At 45.3% G+C, this 20128-nt stretch carries 12 protein-coding genes and 1 pseudogene; 5 read left to right on the top strand and 8 right to left on the bottom strand.

Annotated elements, in window-relative coordinates; all coding sequences use genetic code 11:
* Positions 1-73 precede the first annotated feature (73 nt).
* From MASE_RS03645 to MASE_RS03625, 5 genes are all read right to left on the bottom strand, one after another.
* Positions 74-1345, bottom strand: coding sequence for an inorganic phosphate transporter (locus tag MASE_RS03645; RefSeq protein WP_014948404.1), 1272 nt, complete (start codon positions 1343-1345; stop codon positions 74-76).
* A 340-nt stretch (positions 1346-1685) separates the two neighbouring features.
* Positions 1686-2402: a phosphate signaling complex protein PhoU gene (phoU, locus tag MASE_RS03640; RefSeq protein ID WP_014948403.1), complete on the bottom strand. Its 717-nt coding sequence runs from the start codon at positions 2400-2402 to the stop codon at positions 1686-1688.
* Positions 2403-2552: 150 nt separating this feature from the next.
* Entirely contained in the window at positions 2553-3359 is an 807-nt protein-coding gene (gene pstB / locus MASE_RS03635) for a phosphate ABC transporter ATP-binding protein PstB (RefSeq protein WP_014948402.1), read from the bottom strand.
* Positions 3360-3374: 15 nt separating this feature from the next.
* Complete coding sequence (pstA, locus tag MASE_RS03630) at positions 3375-4934, bottom strand: phosphate ABC transporter permease PstA (protein WP_014948401.1); 1560 nt, start codon at positions 4932-4934, stop codon at positions 3375-3377.
* 48 nt (positions 4935-4982) lie between these two features.
* On the bottom strand, positions 4983-7103 hold the full coding sequence (locus MASE_RS03625; protein ID WP_014948400.1) for an ABC transporter permease subunit: 2121 nt from the start codon (positions 7101-7103) through the stop codon (positions 4983-4985).
* A gap of 209 nt (positions 7104-7312) precedes the next feature.
* Here MASE_RS03625 and MASE_RS03620 point away from each other — a divergent pair, with 209 nt between their 5' ends.
* The 4 genes from MASE_RS03620 to MASE_RS03605 all read left to right on the top strand — a co-directional run bounded on the left by MASE_RS03620 (position 7313) and on the right by MASE_RS03605 (position 12576).
* Complete coding sequence (locus tag MASE_RS03620; RefSeq protein ID WP_014948399.1) at positions 7313-7819, top strand: glycine cleavage system transcriptional repressor; 507 nt, start codon at positions 7313-7315, stop codon at positions 7817-7819.
* A 188-nt stretch (positions 7820-8007) separates the two neighbouring features.
* Complete coding sequence (gene ppk1 / locus MASE_RS03615; RefSeq protein WP_014948398.1) at positions 8008-10080, top strand: polyphosphate kinase 1; 2073 nt, start codon at positions 8008-8010, stop codon at positions 10078-10080.
* A gap of 16 nt (positions 10081-10096) precedes the next feature.
* Positions 10097-11659, top strand: a complete 1563-nt coding sequence (gene ppx, locus MASE_RS03610; RefSeq protein WP_014948397.1) for an exopolyphosphatase — start codon at positions 10097-10099, stop codon at positions 11657-11659.
* 149 nt (positions 11660-11808) lie between these two features.
* A complete protein-coding gene (locus tag MASE_RS03605; RefSeq protein ID WP_014948396.1) occupies positions 11809-12576 on the top strand; it encodes a transporter substrate-binding domain-containing protein in 768 nt (255 codons plus the stop codon).
* A gap of 24 nt (positions 12577-12600) precedes the next feature.
* Here MASE_RS03605 and MASE_RS03600 read toward each other — a convergent pair whose 3' ends face one another.
* Positions 12601-14727: a S9 family peptidase gene (locus MASE_RS03600; protein ID WP_014948395.1), complete on the bottom strand. Its 2127-nt coding sequence runs from the start codon at positions 14725-14727 to the stop codon at positions 12601-12603.
* A gap of 233 nt (positions 14728-14960) precedes the next feature.
* Between MASE_RS03600 and MASE_RS03595 the strand changes: the two genes are divergently transcribed.
* Positions 14961-15410, top strand: coding sequence for a hypothetical protein (locus MASE_RS03595; protein WP_014948394.1), 450 nt, complete (start codon positions 14961-14963; stop codon positions 15408-15410).
* A gap of 107 nt (positions 15411-15517) precedes the next feature.
* Here the strand turns inward: MASE_RS03595 and MASE_RS03590 are convergent, their stop codons facing one another.
* Complete coding sequence (locus MASE_RS03590; protein ID WP_014948393.1) at positions 15518-16996, bottom strand: TolC family protein; 1479 nt, start codon at positions 16994-16996, stop codon at positions 15518-15520.
* Positions 16986-20118, bottom strand: a pseudogene (locus MASE_RS03585) (efflux RND transporter permease subunit). Before MASE_RS03585 ends, MASE_RS03590 begins: the two are co-directional and overlap by 11 nt.
* Between the last annotated feature and the right edge of the window lie 10 nt (positions 20119-20128).

Genomic DNA, 20128 nt, shown 5'->3' with positions numbered 1-20128 from the left:
GGCCGTGCTTCACTTCAAGCACGGCCTTTTTTAATTCTTTTCGCTTAATGCGAACGTTTTTAAGCGCTGTGTTTTACGCTACGCCAAACGACGCCTTAAGAATGTAGAAGAAGATAATCGAGAGGATTGCGCCCGCAGGCAACGTAACAATCCACGATACGACGATATTTCTCACAATGCCTAGGTTAAGCGCTGATACACCACGCGCCAGACCTACACCTAGTACCGCTCCTACAAGTGTTTGGGTAGTCGAAATAGGTAAACCCGTACCTGATGCAATAACTACCGTGCACGCTGCAGCGAGTTCTGCTGCAAAACCGCGACTTGGTGTTAAGTGTGTAATACCTTGACCAATGGTCTTGATAACGCGATGTCCAAACAGCGCAAGACCCGCAACAATACCTAAACCACCAAGAGGAAGGATCCAAGGTGCAAGTGTAGTGCTAGAGTTAATTTCGCCGCCACTACTTACTACGCTAACTACCGCAGCTAATGGCCCAATAGCGTTAGCTACATCATTTGAACCGTGGGCAAACGCCATACAACAGGCTGTTACTACCATTAGCAGCGCGAATACTTTCTCAACGTTAGCCGCCTGTAGGTCTGCATCTTCAGAACCGCTGAACTTCATACGGCCGATAAACCATTTACCCAAGAAGCCTAAAGCTACGGCAATACCAACAGCCAGTAGATATCCGTTAACGGCACTTAGCTCTAACCCAACGTGTTTAAGGCCCTTCTTAATAGTAACAAGCGACATCACAAAGCCCGCTAACGCCATATAAAACGGCACATAACGCTTGGCATTTGCAAACGGTGAGGCTGTTTGGAAGATGAGCTTGTGCGCGCTCATGAAAATAAGATAAGCAATGATGCCTGAAATAGCTGGGGTTACGACCCAGCTACCAACAATACCGCCCACTTTGTCCCATGCTACTGCGTCCATGCTGACGCCAGTGGCAGTAAAACCGATGATTGCACCGATAATTGAGTGAGTTGTAGATACAGGCCACCCCAACCATGACGCTACCGCCAGCCAGATTCCAGCTGCAAGTAGTGATGAGATCATGCCTAATACAAGGTATTCAGGTATGTCTATAAAATAGGTTGAGTCGATAATCCCTTTTCGAATGGTAGACGTTACTTCGCCACCTGCTAGGTAGGCGCCAGCAAACTCAAATATCATTGCAATGATAATGGCTTGTTTTATGGTTAAAGCTTTAGAACCTACTGACGTACCCATTGCGTTGGCAACGTCATTCGCTCCAATACCCCATGCCATGACGAAACCAACGCCGGCGGCAAGGATTATAAGAATTAGGCCATAACTTTCAAAAAATTCCACGGATAATCGCTCCCGATCTAAACGCGATTTAGGCTGGACGCTACTTGAGTAAGTAGCATGATCTCTTCACCACAAAGGCTAGAGAATGAAGTTAAAGACAAATTGTGTTTTATCATAAGGTTCGATTAAATTTTGCACGATCTGTTCTTGGCTGCGGCGCATGATAACGTAATCATGTTAGAAGCCATAGCGAAAATCACTGAAAAACGATAAAAGTATGCGGAATTATTTGAATGCGATGATAAATCCACCAAATATTTCAGTTTTATGACAAATAAATTTCGCATGTATCCATATTTGAATATCAATACGCAAAATCGTACTGACCAATTGGACAGGATTACGTCAAATCTTCCAATTTTTGTTGCATATTTTCCAACGGTGTATGTCTAACATCAGTACCGCGAGTGAGATAAACCACATATTCACACACGTTTTTACATCTATCACCAATTCGCTCTAACGAGCGCATTGCCCACAACACATCCAGCCAATCCTGCATGTCGTCAGTGCTTTTCTGCATTTCGGAGGTGGTATACGACAGCAGCCGTTTGTACTCACTGTCAATGCGGTTGTCTTGGTCATACACTTCTAACGCCGCAGCCTCATCCTGACGAGCAAAAGCGTCGAATGTGCCGCGCATCATGGCGGCCACGCGCTCGCCAATAAGTAACATGCTGCTCTTAATGGTATCTGAGCTCGGCAACTTATTGCGCGTTACTAGTTTGGCAATACGCTCGATTTCATCGCCCATTCGCTCTATATCGGTAATGGCTTTGGAAATGGTCATAATTAAACGCAGATCGCTGGCGGTAGGATGACGTTTTGCAATAATGCGCAAGCACTCTTCGTCAATTTGAATTTCCATGGAGTTAATTTTTAAGTCGTTCAACACCACTTTTTCAGCCAGAGCGGCATGATTGTGCTTTACCGCTTTTAACGTATCCACCAGCTGCTGTTCAACTTCGCCCCCCATGGTTAATACCGAGTTACGCAAGTTTTCCAACTCGATATTAAACGTACCCGAAATATGCGTGTTTAAGGCTACCTGTCGCATGGTGTTTTCTCCTCGCGGCGTAAGCATAACGAATAACGACAATCAATCGTGCCGCTACCTGTGGCAGAACTATCGTGACAAACCGCTACATCTTGCCAAATTGAAGCATTACGGCGCAAACCCATGTTAGAACACACACCTACTGCTACGTTATCCATATCGCCCCGTTATGTAGTCTTCGGTTTGCTTCTTCTCTGGCATAGTAAACAGCGTATCGCTGTCTGCATATTCTATCAGCCTGCCCTGATGGAAAAAGGCGGTGTAGTCGCTTACCCTAGCCGCTTGCTGCATGTTGTGCGTCACGATAATAATGGTGCATTGTTTCTTTAATGCATCCATCAGTTCTTCGATAAAAAGCGTGGTCAGAGGGTCAAGGGCCGAGGTGGGTTCATCAAGAAGTAGAATGTCAGGCTTCAAAGCCAGTGCTCTTGCAATCACCAAACGCTGCTGCTGACCGCCAGATAAAACATGAGCGGATTCAAATAAACGATCTTTAACCTCGTCCCACAGCGCCGCCTGTTTCAGTGCGCTTTCCACCGCGTCGTCTAAGTGTCGACGAATTTTAACGCCTTGAAGCTTAAGCCCGTAGCACACGTTCTCATAAATGCTCATAGGAAAGGGGTTGGGTCGCTGAAAAACCATGCCCACGTTCGTTCTTAGGCGTGACACATTTACTTTGCGGCTATTGATGTTTTGCCCATCAATAATAATTTCACCATCGTATTTGCAACCGTCATACAAATCGTTAAGGCGATTGAAACAGCTAATGAGTGTAGATTTACCGCAACCACTTTGACCAATTAACGCTGTGATTTTGTTTTTTGGGATCCGCATACTGATGTCGTTTAACACATGCTTGTTGCCAAACCACAGGTTGAGGTTTTTAACCTCTACCGCAGTTTGTTCTTCACCAATGTCGTTAACGTTCAGCGTATTGTGTTCAAACAACTTCAACATGTTACAAAACCTGTATTATCCTTTGAGATAGCGTTTGCGCAGGCGCGCTCTAAGTACAACTGCCAGAATATTTAATACAAACACCACCACGAGTAAAAGCAAGCAAGCGGCAAACATCATGCTTGCGCTCTTTCCATCAGTTTGGCTGTGAAACGCTCCGTCATAAATAAGCACGCCCAAATGCATAAACTGCCTATCAAGGTGGAGATAAGGAAACTCTCCATCTATAGGCAAGGTTGGCGCAAACTTGACCGCCCCCACTAACATAAGTGGCGCTACTTCACCTGCCGCCCTCGCAATCGCCAAAATTACGCCAGTCATAATACCCGGAGACGCAATAGGCAATACGGTACGCACTATAGTCTCAATTTTGGTAGCTCCTAATGCGTAACTGCCCGCTTTCAACCCTTCCGGCACCCTGCGCAAGCCTTCTTCAGTCGCCACAATCACTACAGGTAAGGTCAAAATTGCCATGGTTAAGGCAGCCCAGAAAACGCCAGGGCTTCCCATTGTGGGTGCTGGCAGTGTGTCACTAAACAATAGCTCATCAATACTGCCGCCCAAGGTATAAACAAAGAAACCAAGGCCGAATACGCCGTAAACAATAGAAGGTACACCTGCCATGTTGCTTACACTGACACGAATAATAGTGGTAAGCGCCGTGTTAGGTGCATACTCGCTCAAGTAAATAGCGGCTAATACACCAAAGGGCGTTACGATGATGGTCATTAAAAATACCATGAGTACAGTACCAAACAACGCAGGGAAGACGCCACCTGAGGTATTCGCTTGTTTAGGGGAATCGGTGAGAAAAACACCGATTTCCGAAAACGCCGCCTGCCACTTTTCCCATGTACTTAGACGACTGACAAAATCCACATCTTGAATACTAGATATGGGAATAACAAACGGCGTTTCGTCAGCAAAACTTACCAATAAGGTATACTCGGCTCGTGTTGCTTCTAACGCTTCCACACGCTTTTGGTATTCGTCAAACGATGCCACTAAACGCTCTCTTGCTGGCGCGTCGGCAACAACATTACGTTTATCAAATTGAGATAGCGCTTCGTGAATAGGTGCAAGGTGTTGCGTATTTAAATCTTCAATTTGAGCGCTTATTTGGGCCACTTCCTCTAGCACAATGTCAATGTTACCAAGAGGTTGAGGCGGTTTAGATGGCACGACGATGTATTCAGGAATTGCCAACACACGCCTGCCGTCTAACAGTTTTATTTCTGCGCTTTGGTTTGCAAGTAGAGAAGTCTCTATTTCCTCTCGAGATAACTGGACTTGAAAGCCATAAGGATGCTGAGCATCTGAGAACTTAAGTGTCACATCCTCATTTGTCGATTCATCAAATAGGTTCGCAAGCACCGAAAACCTTGTGCCGTCTTGATGCGTACCGGTAACCGTATAGATGGGCTCTGGCCAAAAATATGCCGTACCTCGAAAACTAATAAGTATAAGAATGCTAACTAGCGCAATAAGCAGCAGGCTGGTGAAAAAAGCCGTTAAGCTAATGACTAACGATTGACGCTGTACCGCACTTAACCCAAACGTTGTTCGATTAACCATAGTACGCCCTACTTCTTATACGCTGTCGCAATAGCTCTGCCATGGTGTTTACCAAGAAGGTAAACAGGAACAAAATACACGCGGTGAAAATAGAATTTGATAGTGCGCCGATGATACATCTGCTTCTGGAAGTTCAATTGCCAAGTTAGCAGTAAGTGCTCGCAAACCTTCTATCAAGCCCCAGCTGGAGATTGGCGTATTCCCCGTCACCATAAGGACTATCATGGTTTCACCAAACGCGCGGCCGAAACCTAGCATAATCGCGGCAACAATACCCGGTAGTGCAACGTGAAGAACAACATGAAGTAAGGTCTGTAATCGTGTGGCGCCTAAAGCAAAAGAGGCGTGTTTTAAATCATTTGGAACGCCGTTTATGGCATCTTCAGCAAGGGAATAGATACTAGGTGATATGGCCACACCTAACGCTAACGCTACCACTATAGTCGTTTTCCCGATGGGACTATCGGACTCGGCCGCAAGCATTGTAAACCCGTCTCCCCCCATTATCGAGAAAATAAGCGAAGGCGCATACTCCACGCTAATAAAACCTAAAAGGAACACTCCGCTTATAGCAAATAGTAGCTCTGCTCCGTGTCTTAGCTTCTTTGGTAAGTATTCCGCAACAGGACGCTGCACCAGGGCAACGACAATAAGCACAAAAGGGATAACGATTAGGAAAAAGGCAAAGGAAAATAAAAACTGCTCAGCTTTTGGCGACAACCAAATAGCCGCGATGAAGCCGATGAGTACACTGGGAATCGCTTCGAGCAATTCGATAGCCGGCTTAATAACGTTGCGAAGGCGGCTTTTAGCAAAAAACGCGGTGTAAATTGCGGCACCGATAGCAACCGGAATAGCAATAAGCAGCGCTAAAAGAGAGGCTTTAATACTGCCTATTAATAGCGGTGTTAAGCTAAACTTTGCCTCTTGAAAATCAGAGGCACTGGTGGTTTGCCATACGGTTTCTTCCGTTTCATACCCTTCGTAGTGCTGCGGTTCAAACAGAGAGGCCCATGTAGTAACGCCGCTTAAGTGCCTGCCTTCCCATACTGATAAGGTGCTATCTGAATAGCCATAAAGCTTATTGCCGTACCAAATGATATTCTCAGCAGAACGCTCTATCTGTTGTGATGCCACTACATCGCCTGATACACGGTTTACCAACAACACTCTTGCTTTATCGGTCAGCACAGCCACCAAGTTCATACTGGCATGTTCTGCCACATCCTTAACGTTCTCTCCTGGTAGCGCTACTTGGTAGGTTTGTTCAAAGGTAAGGCCTTTATCGCTTTTGCTCAGCACCCAGCGAGTAAGTGCCTGTGTATTGCTGTTCATTAGGAAAAAGGTGCGGTCTTTAGCAAGTGGGAATACAATCTTCTCATCTAATGACGCTGTGATGTTTCCTGCTATTGGCAGTAGTGACGCACCTTCATCCGTGAGCCTATTTAGGAAAAGGGCATCATCCACTTGGAGTAACACGCTCTGACTGCCGGGTAACAATACGAGTCTGTCTATATTATGAAACCGTTTATCCACAACCTGTGTAGGACGAAGCCGATTTACCCAACGGATAAACACTTTATTGTCTTGAACGATAGAAACCACTGCCCATTTTGAGGACAGTGCAATGCTCCAGTCACTGCGTCTCTCCCACTCATCTTTGGGAAGCGCGAACGCAATGCTGTTCGACAACGCTGCTTGCGGTGTACTTGTGGCAATATCCTCTGCGCTACCGTCGGTCATGTTGAACGATCTAACCGGTAAAACTCTCACTTGGGCGTTGGGAGAAACGTCTACGATATAGTTCTCTCCCATCACACTGTGGGAAGACAGTCTATGCTCACAAGGACGGATATAATCGTGATTACTTACCAGAGCATCGCCTTTAAGCAACTTTAATCCCAATCGACAGTCAGACTTCCTAACCAGCATTGGCTGACTGTTAATAATGTCGCCTGCGCTGATAATTTTTTCGTTATCTGGCGTTTTCAAGCTCAACAGATGATTTAAGCTAGGGGTATATGCCAACGGCAGAGCTTGGCTGATTAGATGGGTAATAAGAATAACTAACGTCAACAAAACAAGGCCGCCGAAGCCGGTCACTACATAGCGTGACCACCTGTCGCTTCGCTGGCGTTTTTTGTTTGTGCTATTGCTGTCGAAAGTCATGCGGCTGTTTAGTAATTCTTATTTTCGAAATTCTTCATTTTTAAGAAGAATAACCCTAAATTGCACTGGTGAGCAGTGTAAGTTTTGTTATGCTAATAGCAAGTGAAAGTTTAAAGCATTACCTTCGCGCAACCTACTCTGCGCCTATGGTATTACCCAACAGGAAGACGATCAAAGTTTTTCTCTACACGCCCAATAAGGAGCATCGTATGCAATCATTGGTTATAAGCATTATGGGTAAAGACAAGCCGGGTTTAGTAGACACACTGGCTAAGTGTGTATACAAACATGAGGGCAACTGGCAAGGATCGAGCTTTGCGCATATGGCGGGAATGTTCACCGGTTTTGTAGAAGTACATGTTGCCGATGAGAACAAACAGGGCTTAATCGATGCGCTAGACGCCATTAAAGATTTGTCGGTGCAATCTGTAGCGGTAGCGAGCAGTGAAAATAACAACACCACCAAATTGACGGTTGATGTAATGGGCAATGACAAAACCGGTATTGTCCAAGAGCTTACTTCTATTTTAAACCAGTTCAATTTGAATATTCTCACCTTTGCTTCACACTGTGAAAGCGCGCCTAACTGGGGCAGCCTGATTTTCAAAGCAAAAGCAGAAATTGCGGTGCCAGAAGATTTTGACGACGGCGCATTGCAAGACTCACTGGAGTCGTTGGCTAACGATTTGGTGGTGGATATTACCGCGAAGCGATAAAAACAAGGGCGTATTTGTGGTGCCATACACTATCCCGCGTATCACAATTACGAACTCATCATATTGAAAGTTAATGGAATAACCACAACGCAATGCGTGCGCACTTGCACCAGAATACGTGTTGTCACAGTAGTGTCACTGACTGATGGCAGTCTTTGACCATTTTTATGAACGTGAATTGAGACATTATGGATAACGACGTTTTATATTATCCCAAAGAATTAAGCTGGCTTGCGTTTAACGAACGCGTATTGCAAGAAGCCGCAGATAAAAACAATCCCGCCGTGGAGCGAATTCGTTTTCTTGGTATTTACTCAAATAACCTAGATGAGTTTTATCGCGTGCGCGCCGCTGACGTGAAACGACAAATTACCATTGCGCAAAATGACGGCAATGAAGAGGAAGCTGAACGCCAAACCGCTCTTATGGCGCTTATTCAGAAAAAGGTAGTCCAGCTTTCTGAAAAGTTCGACCAAATTCATAAGGATGTGGTTAAGTCCCTAGCTCGCTACAACATACATATTCTTCGAAAAGACGATTTAGACGATTATCAAAAGCAGTGGGTACGCAACTTCTTCGTTAACAAAGCACTGCGTCACATTGCACCTATTTTAATAGATAAGAAGACCGACCTACTTAGCCGTTTGAACGGTACTTCAGTGTATTTATATGTGGCGCTTAGAAGAAAGGACCGCAATCCTAAATTTGCGGTTATTCAGGTTCCTACCTCTGAAATGTCGCGCTTTATGCTGATCCCACCGCAAAAAAGCCGCAAGAAGAAGAGCATTATTATGCTCGATGACATGATTCAGCTGTGTATCGAAGACATTTTCCGCGGTTTCGTGAAGTTCGACGAAATTGAAGCATTCTCGTTTAAAATGACGCGTGATGCGGAATATTCTATCAACGAAGAAATTGACGAAAGCTTCGTTGAAAAGATGTCTGAAAGTATGAAGCAGCGCCTTATCGCTGAGCCTGTGCGTGTTATCTACGACACGAACATGCCAGAGGACATGAAATCTGACTTGCGCAAGCGACTTAAGATAACGAAGCTAGATACCATGCACGCTGCTGGGCACTATCGTAACTTTAAAGACTTTATTGGCTTCCCTAATGTGGGTCGAGAATATTTAGAGCATACGCCGCTGCCTGCTATCGACAGCAAGGCATTCTCTAAGTACAACACCGTTTTCGATGCCATTACTGCACGAGACATACTACTATACTACCCGTACCATCGCTTCCTACACTTCACCGAGTTTTTGCGTCAGGCGGCTTTCGACCCGAATGTTAAGACCATACGTATTAATATTTATCGTGTTGCCAGTAATTCACGCATTGTAAACTCGTTGATTGACGCAGTAGACAACGGCAAAAAAGTAACCGTTGTGGTAGAACTTCGCGCCCGTTTTGACGAAGAGGCAAATATCGAATGGTCTAAGCGCATGACTGATGCAGGTATACGCGTTGTACTTGGCGTGCCTACTCTTAAAATTCACTCTAAACTTTGTATTGTGACCCGTGAAGAACGGGGCAGTTTGGTGAACTATGCGCATTTCGGTACGGGTAACTTCAACGAGAAAACAGCAAAGATTTATACCGACTACAGCTTATTCACCCGTAATCAAGAACTCGCCGATGAAGGCGTGGCGGTATTCGATCTTATTCAATACCCTTACCGACGCTACAAGTTCCAGCATCTTCAAATATCGCCATTAAACGCCAGAACCAAAATTCAGTCGTTAATTCGTCAAGAAATTCAGCATTTGAACCAAGGCCAAAAGGCACAAATCACTTTCAAAATTAACAACCTTGTTGATAAAGAACTCATTGATGATTTGTACCGGGCTAGCCAGGCGGGGGTTAAGATCCGCGGTATAGTGCGCGGTATGTGCTCACTTAATCCGGGGATAAAAGGAATAAGCGAAAACATCGAAATTATCTCTATTGTTGATAGATTTCTCGAACACCCTCGCGTGATGATTTTTGAAGGTGGCGGCGATAGAAAAGTGTATATCTCTTCTGCTGACTGGATGACCCGTAACATGGACAACCGCATTGAAGTAGGTTGTCCAGTGTATGATAAAGGTCTTCAACAGCGCATTGTTGATATAATGGAGCTACAATTTAAAGATACCCTGAAGGCTCGAGTGATTGACAAGGATCAGAGCAACAAGTACGTTCGCAGGGGAAATCGTAAAAAACTTCGTTCTCAGATAGAAATTTATGACTATTTGAAGAAGCTAGAAGACACTTTGTAGGATAGAAAATTAGTACATGACCCAGCACGAATCAGTTTTTAATGACGTGGAAACCCGCGAAGTCAATAAAGTCGCAGCACTAGACATTGGCTCAAATAGTTTTCACTTAGTAGTAGCACGCATTGTTGCTGGGTCTGTGCAGATTCTGCATAGAGTTAAACAAAAAGTACGCTTGGCCGAAGGTCTCAACGACGACGATATCTTGTCTGATGAAGCGATGGAGCGTGGGCTTGCTATGCTAAAAGTAGTAGCAGAGAGCCTTAAAGGTTTTGAGCCCGACTCCGTGAGAATTGTCGCCACTCATACGTTGCGCAGAGCGCGTAACGCCCGCGATTTTATCAGCGCAGCAAAAGATATCCTTCCCTACCCTATCGAAGTCATTTCTGGTGTAGAAGAAGCGCGACTTATTTATTCAGGCGTTGCACATACTAACCACTCCGACGGCCAACAGCTGGTTATTGATATAGGCGGTGGCTCTACTGAGTTCGTTATTGGCGAAGGTTTTACGCCTTTACTTTGCCGCAGCCTTCAAATGGGCTGCGTAAGCTATACCAAACGGTTTTTCCCTGACGGTGAGCTAAAGCCAAAAGCCTTTGATCGTGCTATCACGGCTGCACAGCAAGAGCTTGAGTTAATAGATAATAAATATCGCAGACTGGGCTGGGTCCAGTGTATCGGTACGTCTGGTACCATTCGTTCGCTGTTTATACTTTGTCAGCAAGACAGACCCAATGGCCACGATATTCCGGTGACACTTAAAAGTTTGCGCAATTTAATGAAGCAATTCATAAGCGCAGGGCATATAGACAAATTAAGCTACCCAGATTTAAGTGAAGATCGTCGTGTGGTTATTGCTGGCGGCCTCGCTATTCTTATCGCCGTTTTCAAAGCCCTAGAGATTGAAGGCTTGGTGTACTCGCCTGCCGCCTTGCGCGAAGGCGTGCTTTATCAGATGGAAGATGAGCTTCATCACGCTGATATTCGCGGCAGAACCGCTAGTAGTTTGGCAACCCGCTACGATGTAGATACGTCCCAAGCCACTATGGTGCTTAATACAACCCTTTCACTTTTCAACGATGTTGAAAAAGCATGGAAACTTAAAGGGCGTGACTTTAAAAGCATGCTCGGCTGGGCAGCTTTACTTCACGAAGTCGGCATGCAAATTAACTCTCGAGGCATACAAAAACACAGCGCCTATATTCTTGGTAATGTGGACATGCCTGGGTTTACGCAGGAACAACAATTACTGCTAGCTACGCTCGTGCGATTCCATAGAAAGAAAATTCGAACCAATGAATTGCCCGCATTTAATCTTTTCGATGAGCAGTCGGTTAAGCATTTAATCGCGTTACTGCGTTTGGGTGTACTGCTTAATATTAAACGCCAAGAGGGTTTTGTACCTGACCTCGTTGTTAATGTAGAAAAGAACGAACTGACCATTACCTTCCCCGATGGCTGGTTAGATGAAAAACCTATTATCTCAGCTGACCTGCTACGAGAAAGCCACTACTGGAAAGCGCTTGATTTAAAACTCACAGTTGTTCCTGATATCGAGCAATTACATCCCGCGGTAGAATAAGCAAGTACCGACTATCAGCACCTCAAATTGAACATTTTATAGGCAAATATCAGTATTATTTGCCTATAAAACCGGTATACTACGCATTAGCATTACCTTATCTAAAACCTCCAATTGATGTTATTTTTTATAGGTTCTTAACAGTAGTTATGTTTCGTAGTATCTGGATTTTTTTGTTGCTGATTGTAAGTTCATTTGCCTTCGCATCGTCCAACCATGTCTACTTTCTAACCGAGGTCACCCCACCCTATTACTGGATTAATAAGGATGGAAAAGCACAAGGCGTCAACGTAGACCTCGCAAACGCACTAGAACCTCTGCTGCCATTTAGCAGTTCGTTGGAACACATGCCGTGGGCCCGTGCAGTACAAGAAACCCTCGATAATCCCAATCTGGTACTTCTATCTTTATTGAAAACACCGAACAGGGAAGATGAATTTGAGTGGATTTCATCAGTAAATCACATGCAAGCCTCGCTGATCCGCTTAAAGCAGAAAGAGACAGCACACGTCAATTCCTTAGACGACGCAAAGCAGTTCCGAGTAGGCTCAATACGCGGCTATGGCTCAGCATCGTTTTTGCAGCAAGAAGGTTTTGAAGAAAATAAAAACCTCGCTTTGGTTGCTGAGCCAGCACTACTGTGGAAGCTTTTGTATATGGAGCGCATCGACTTTGCATTAGCCAATTTTGAGACAGGAAAGTATGAAATCAGCGACGCAGGCTTTAACCCTAACGACGCAACGAGCGAATATGTTATCGAAGCATTGGGTGCCGATCTTTTTGTTGCCACTGGCCTTAAGACTGAGCAAGACAAAGTAAGCTCACTTAAACACGCGCTTTCGATTTTAAAAGCGAATGGCGAATATGCTCGAATACTAAAAAAATGGGGCCTTGAACCGATTGAGTCGGCGCATTAGCCCCTCTTAGTCTCAGCACACTAATTATTGAGCTTCAACTTGCGTACTTTGTGACTGTACGCTGTCGTATTTTTTAAACCACGCCAAGATATTTTCAACTTTACCAATCATTCTAGATGGCTTAGAAGCAATCCCGTGAGGCGAACCAGGTACTTTTACCAGCACGCTATCAACCTTTTGAATCTTTAACGCTTGATAGAACTGCTCGGTCTCAGACATTGGCGTGCGCTTGTCCTCCACTCCCGTGATCAGCATGGTGGGAGTCGTTACATTGCCTACTAGCGATAGCGGTGAGCGCTTCCAGTAGTGCTCTTCGTTATCCCAAGGCTTGCCCGGAAATTGGAAAGGGATTTGATATAGACCTGAATCGGCAGTCAGCACTTTCGATAACCAGTTGATAACGGGTTTAGCGACTACGGCTGCTTTAAATCGGTTAGTAAGGCCAATGGCATAGGCTGATGCAATGCCGCCTGCTGAACCACCAGTAATAAACAGTCGCTCTGGATCAGCGATGCCTTTTTCAATAAGCGCATCTACGCCCGACATATGGTCTGAGAAGTCATATTCCGAACTGTATTTCCCTTGAAGTAGCAATGCAAAGCGTTCTCCATAACCTGTACTGCCTCTGTGATTATCATAAAACACCACATAGCCCTCTGCAGCCATGCGCTGCAGTTCGGCCGTGAAGACAGGACCATAAGCGAGATTAGGTCCGCCGTGAATTTCTAAGATAAGCGGATACGTTTTCGAGCTGTCATAGTTTGGCGGTAGAATGTACCACCCCTGGATTTCTTCGCCATCTATAGAAGACGGATAGACAATTTCTTTTACTTCGCCAAGCTGCTTATGACCTAGAACGTCTTCATTGAGCGCTGTTAGCTGTCGCTCGTTTCGCGTAGTGACATATAAATCAGCGGGGCGATCGGTACGTCCTTTGGTATACGCCACTACATCATCAACAGCGTGATAGGTGCCAAACACATAAGGTCGTCCTAACGTAGTACCGCCCAGCCCCTTAGCTACGGCTTTTACGCTGCCCGATAGCGATACCACATCCACCTGCGCTAAACCGCGAACCGACTGCTGAAAATAAACGTGCTTATTATCTTTCCAGTGAAAGTTAGACACTGAATTATCAACGTCTTTTGTTAAGTTTTTGGCATCTGTACCGTCACTTTTCATCACGTACAAATAGCTATTTTTGTACATCACTTTTTCGTCATCGCGGCGTGCGTAAGCAATGTGCTTTCCGTCAGGCGATACGACAGGCGATGATTCAAGGCCTTTGTCGTTGGTAAGCTGTGCGATATTACCCATCATATCCACAGAAAAGATGTCCCCCTCAACAGGCTCATACTCCCAATTGTCACTGCGGTTGGCAGAGAAATAGATTTTGTCGCTATCAGGAGAGAAACTTAAGCGCCCATTGTGGTGATAGTTCCCTGAAGTAAGCTGTCGTGCTGTGCCTCCGTCAGCAGGAACAATAAAAATATGGGTGTAAGCAGGTTCAAGAATGCCTCGGCCATCGGCTTGATAGCGCGCTTTGGTAATATATTGAAAGCTAGGAGACCACTTTGCACCGTCAGGCTTTTTAGGCATTTTAATGTCTAGCGGCTTTTCCTTGGCATCAACGCTCATAGTGAAAGCAATGTGCTTACCATCTGGCGACCAAGTGATGTTACTTGGGTTTGAGGTGACATTTGTTACGAGTGCCGTTTGCCCTGTATCCATCCAACGCACATACAATTGCGGTTTACCTTCTTCATTAGAAAGGTAAGCCAATCGGCTACCGTCTGGTGACCAGCGAATAGAATAGTAACTCTTTTTCGACGACAGTAAGGGGCGGTGTGACTTTCCATCAACCGACGCTAGCCAAACGTTCGCTCGACTGCTATCCGACATAATGTCGTTTGAACGGCGCACATACGCAACATATTTACCGTTTGGCGACACCTGAACTTCGCTCACGTATTCCAAATTAAAAATATCTTCCGATTTAAAATAGCGTTCAGAGTCGGTAGTAAGAGATTCTCTCTCATTGCTTGCAAGCGCTGTGGATGGCATAGCTAGCGTGCCTACGCTAAATAGTGCAGCCCATATAGCAAACCGTTTTTTGACTGACGGGTACCTGTGATTTCTCGTAAAAGACATATCTCACCTTAATCTATTTGTTCTTTTCCGTTCTTTTTATGGGGTGATCACGTTGTAGTGATGCATTTATCGTCTCCATATTACTGAATATATTCAGCCAATAAAGATTAAACGTTGAGCGACATCGCGAGGCGATTAAGCGCAGTACACAGGGGCGTTGGCTTTAGCCGAATGGTTAGTTGCGTGATAGCAGTAAAGTGCTAACTTCTATATAAGGCTTAAAGGAAATGCCCATGAATAATCCACACGGCGAGTTTGAATGTAGCGTAAGCGGTCAGTTGCTGCTCTTCTCAGCGCGCGGACCGTGGAATGACGAAACCATGAGAAATGGCGTAGTTAAGATGTCTTCTGACATTTCAAAATTCGAAAAGGGCGCTAAATGGGCACAAGTAAGCTGTCTTTACGGTGAAAGTCTGATGCCCCCTTCCACCTTTGATATTTTTGTAAAACAAACTCGGGTAAGAAAAACCCGCGGCCTGTCGTTTCTTGCCGTGGTGATATTAGATACCGACATTATGCTGACAACTAAGCATCAGATTTCTCAGTGCTACGACGCTGCCGAAGTTCCTTATGGCTTTTACGAAACGGTAGAAGATGCTTTGGAAGCGATGACGAATAATGGCTATGATTTTGATAGTGACGAAGCTGAGCGCTTTTTTGCCCGCTTTAACTTTACGCGTTAACATTTAACGCCGCACGTGTTCTGCTTTTGTCACACGTTGAGTCTGAAATTCACCGCCAGCTTTTGATAAAGGCGAAAAAAAGGAGAGCGAGCGCTCTCCTTTTGATTTTAAGACTGCCATCCGCCTCCGAGTGCCTGATACAAATCGACCAGTGCGGCCATTTGCTGCTGACGAGTTTCTATAAACTCGCTACGCGCTTCCAGTGCTTCTCGTTGCGCAAGCAGCACCTCTAAATACTCACCATGAGCTGACGAAAAAAGCCTATTGGCAATATCAATCGACTGTTCCAGTGAAGCAATTTGATGACGCCTTGCTTCAGCACTTTTCTCCAAATTATCGAGCTTCGACAAACTGTTTGTTACTTCAGCTACCGCCGTTAAAATGGTGAGTTCATATTCGTAAGCCGCTTCAATTTGTTCGGCGCTGGCATTTTGATAAACCGCCTCAATCGCCCTGCGGTTTATTAATGGCGCAAAAACATCACCAGATAAAGAATATGCCAATGACTCAGGCACATTAAACAAGTAGCGACTATCAAACGCCGATAAACCTAACCCTGCTTTTAGCTCAAAAGAAGGGTAGAAGTTAGCTTTAGCCACATCGATATTTAACTCTGCTGCTTGGAGCGTGAGTGCAGCTTGTTTTATATCAGGGCGATTGTCTAATAGCGTAGAGGGTACACCCACCTGCGGGCTTTTTAGCTCGGCGCTGAGCAACACGTTACTGTCCCTTTGAATGGGCTGTGGAGTGCGTCCTAATAACAGATTGAGCGTGTTCTCTTTCTCTAGGATTTCCTGCTCAATCAAGTAACGCTCGCTCTCGTTTTTCTTCACTTCCGCGTTAAAGCGCGCAACGGGTAGCGATGACGCCCGCCCGTATTCTTTCAACGCATTAATAGTGTGAATAACATTGCGCTGTAGCGAAATGGTTGAGTCAAGATTCTCTAGCTTGTTATCTAGCGCCAGCAGTTCATAGTAAGTACGCGCAACTTCAGATACTAACTGGGTAACGAAAAAGTTCTTACTTTCAACCGACGCCAAGTATTCAAGCGAGGCCACTTTAGACGCATCTCTCAGCTTATGCCAAACGTCAATTTCCCACGACGCATTAAGGCCTAGCTTTAAGTTTGCCAGCGGGTCGGGAAATTCTTTATCCTCCTTGATATTTAACTGTTCTTCTACTGCGCCTTCCCGGGTATATTCGCCTACCTTTTCGGTTTCAGCGGCTACCCCCGCAGAGAGTCGAGGCAAATATTCCCCTTCCCGTGCATACACTTCATTCGACGCCATATTAATGCGTTGAATTAATATAGACACCTCTTGGTTGTTCTTAACCGCCGTATCCACCAGCGCAGAAAGCGTAGGGTCGTTAAACCACTCACTCCATTGAATATTTGCTTGTGTACTCTGGTTAATCCCTTGACCAGCCTGAGTATCCACTTGCGAAACTTTCGCGTTAAACTGCTCTGGCAAATCTAGATTAGGGTTTCGCGTTTCAATGGTAGGGATGGCACATGCCTGTACTAACAACGCACTACTAAGCGCTAACCACAGCGGCTTATAAGTAAATCGCTTTTTATTTATCATCGCTTAGCACCTCATCGTTATAGTGGTAAGTTTCAGTAAGAGGGACATGATCTTCGTTTTTGATTAATGACTTACCTTCTTCAAGTTTGGCGAACAAGTAGTAAAGCCCAGGAATAACCAGCACACCAAAAATAGTGCCTAACAAAGTACCGCCTAAAGCAGAAGCACCAATAGTTCTATTTCCCACTGCGCCCGCCCCCGTTGCAATAACAAGCGGAATTAGCCCTGCTACAAACGAGAACGATGTCATTAGGATTGGGCGGAAGCGCTGTTTGGCCGCTTCAACAGCTGCGTCAGCAATCGATAAGCCCTGCTGATTTTTTTGCACTGCGTATTCCACAATAAGCACGGCATTTTTACCGAGTAAACCAACCAGCATAACTAAGCCGAGCTGCGCATAAACGTCGTTGGCCAGCCCCATACCTTTGAGAAACAGGAATGAGCCGAGAATACCGGTAGGTAGTGAAAGAATGACCGCAAAAGGTAGAAGCAGACTCTCGTACTGTGATGCCAGCACGATATATACAAACAACAATACTACGGCAAAGATAACAATGGCTTCATTACCTCGTTTAGCCTCGTCAAATGACAGGCCTTCCCAACCTATGTCATATCCTTTTGGCAGCGTTGCAGCCGCTACTTCCTCAACTGCTTTTATCGCTTGCGCCGAGGTATACCCTGCTGCAGGCTCTGCACGAATTGCTGCCGAGGTATAAAGGTTGTAGCGTGTAATTTCATTAGGGCCTTGGGTTTTAATCAGCTTCATAAAGGCCGAGTAAGGCACCATTTCACCCTCTTCGTTTTCACGTAGTAATCCAATAAGTCACTGGGATAACGACGATATTCTGGCGCACTTTGTGTGTACACTTTGAAGAAGTTATTAAAACGCGTGAAACCTTGCTCGTAAGTACTACCGATAAGAATATTCAGATTCTCCAGGGCAGCGCCAATAGATACCCCTTTCTGCATTGCAGCTTGGTTATCTATCTCAATTTTATATTGAGGATAATCGGCAGCGTAAAACGTGAATAAACCTTTTAGCTCATCACGTTTACCGAGTTCTTCCATGAAGGCTTTGTTGATTTGGTCGAACTCTTGATAGTCGGTAGTGTTGGTCTTATCGAGTAAACGAAATGATAACCCCGAAGACGCGCCATAACCCGGCACAACAGGCGGTTCGAAATACTCAATCACTGCTCCTAAGTGGTGTGTCTTGGCTTCCAGTTCTTCAATGATGTCACGTACCGACTGTTCGCGATTAGCCCAATCTTCAAGATTAATCAAGCAGGTACCAGCATTTGAACCTCGTCCTTCCGTGAGAATTTCATAGCCAGCAAGCGAGGATACCGAGGAGACGCCTTCAACGTCCAGCGCCAAGCTTTGCAGCTCTCGCGCTACTGTATTCGTCGCTTCAAGGGTACTGCCTGGCGGTGTTTGAATGATGGCATAGATTTGCCCTTGGTCTTCACCGGGAATAAAGCCTGTAGGTAATGCCTGATTAACGCCAAAGGTACTTACCACAAAGCCCGCAAGCAGCACTACAGTAACACTGCGGCGTGTAACGATAGCTTTAATAATGCCTGTATAACGACCGGTTAACTTATTGAAATAATGGTTAAATCCATCAATAAACTTGCTTAATGGCGTTGCCTTTCTTGTGTGTGAATGAGGGTTTTTAAGCAACATCGCACACAGCACTGGCGTTAATGAAAGCGCCACAATACACGAGATGATAATTGACGATGACATGGTAATAGAGAACTGGCGATAGAAGACACCTACCGGGCCCGTCATAAAAATAAGGGGCACAAAAACCGCCGTCATCACCAGTGTAATTGCGATAATAGCTCCCCCCATTTCACCCAGTACTTGTTGGGTCGCCATATAAGGGGTTAGGCTGCTGCTTTCTTCCATCTTCGCGTGAACGGCCTCCACGATAACAATAGCGTTATCTACCACAATCCCTATCGCTAATACGAGAGCGAACAGAGTAATAAGATTTATGTTCACCCCTGTGGCCTGCATGCAGAAAAACGTTCCAACCAGTGAAACCGGCACAGCAAGAAGCGGGATAAGTGTGGAACGCCAGTCACCCAGAAAGATGAACACCACCAAGGAAACCAAAATAAAGGCTTCAAACAGGGTATGCAGCACTTGTTCAATAGAGGCATCTAGAAACTTAGAAACATCGTAGTTGATTTCGTACTTCATGCCTTCTGGAAACGTTTTTTCTAGTTCAGCCATAGTGGCTTTCACCTGAGAAATAACCTCGTTGGCACTGCTTCCATAGTTCTGCTTTAGCACTATCGCAGCGGAAGGATACCCGTCTTTGTTTGAGTAAATATCGAAGAATTCACTACTTAACTCAACATCGGCAATATCACCTAATTTGAGCAAGCGACCGTCGGAATCGGCGCGAATAATGATATTTTTATATTCTTCAGGCTCGTCGTAACGTCCTTCGTAATAAGCACGTATTCTTTGGACTGAGCAGTAATGCCTGAGCTTCTGCCAAGTCGTCCAGGGCGTCCAATCAAGCTTTGCTCGTCTATCGATTCCATGATCTCATCTACAGAAACATTGTAAGCACGCATGCGATCAGGCTTTAACCAAATTCGCATGGCGTACTGGCGACTTCCCAATATTTTTGCACTGGCAATACCGTTTACCCGCTGTATCTCGGGGATAAGGTTGATATTGGAATAGTTGTACAGAAACTTTTCATCAGCCGTTTCGTCCGTGCTATAAACGTTTATGTACATCAACATGCTAGGCTGAACCCGCTCTAGTACCACCCCTTCTAACTGCACGAGCTGGGGCAGCCGGTTCATGATCTGGTCAAGCCGCGTTTTCACATTAATGAGCGCCTGATTCGGATCTACATCTAAATCGAAGATAACTTGAATGGTGGCTTCACCCGCGCTGGTCGCATCAGACACGATGTACTTCATGCCCGGCACACCGTTGATTGAACGCTCAATGGTAACCAGCGATGACTTCACCAATACATCAGCGCTCGAACCGGGATATGCCAGAGAAATAAGCACTCGCGGCGGAGCAATATCTGGAAACTGTGACGTGGGTAGGCTAAACACCGACAACACGCCCAAAAATATAATCATCAGCGATAAC

It is taken from the genome of Alteromonas macleodii ATCC 27126 (assembly GCF_000172635.2).
GTDB lineage: Bacteria > Pseudomonadota > Gammaproteobacteria > Enterobacterales > Alteromonadaceae > Alteromonas > Alteromonas macleodii.
Note: the sequence above shows the minus strand (reverse complement) of the source record. Positions and strands in the feature narration are given on the sequence as shown.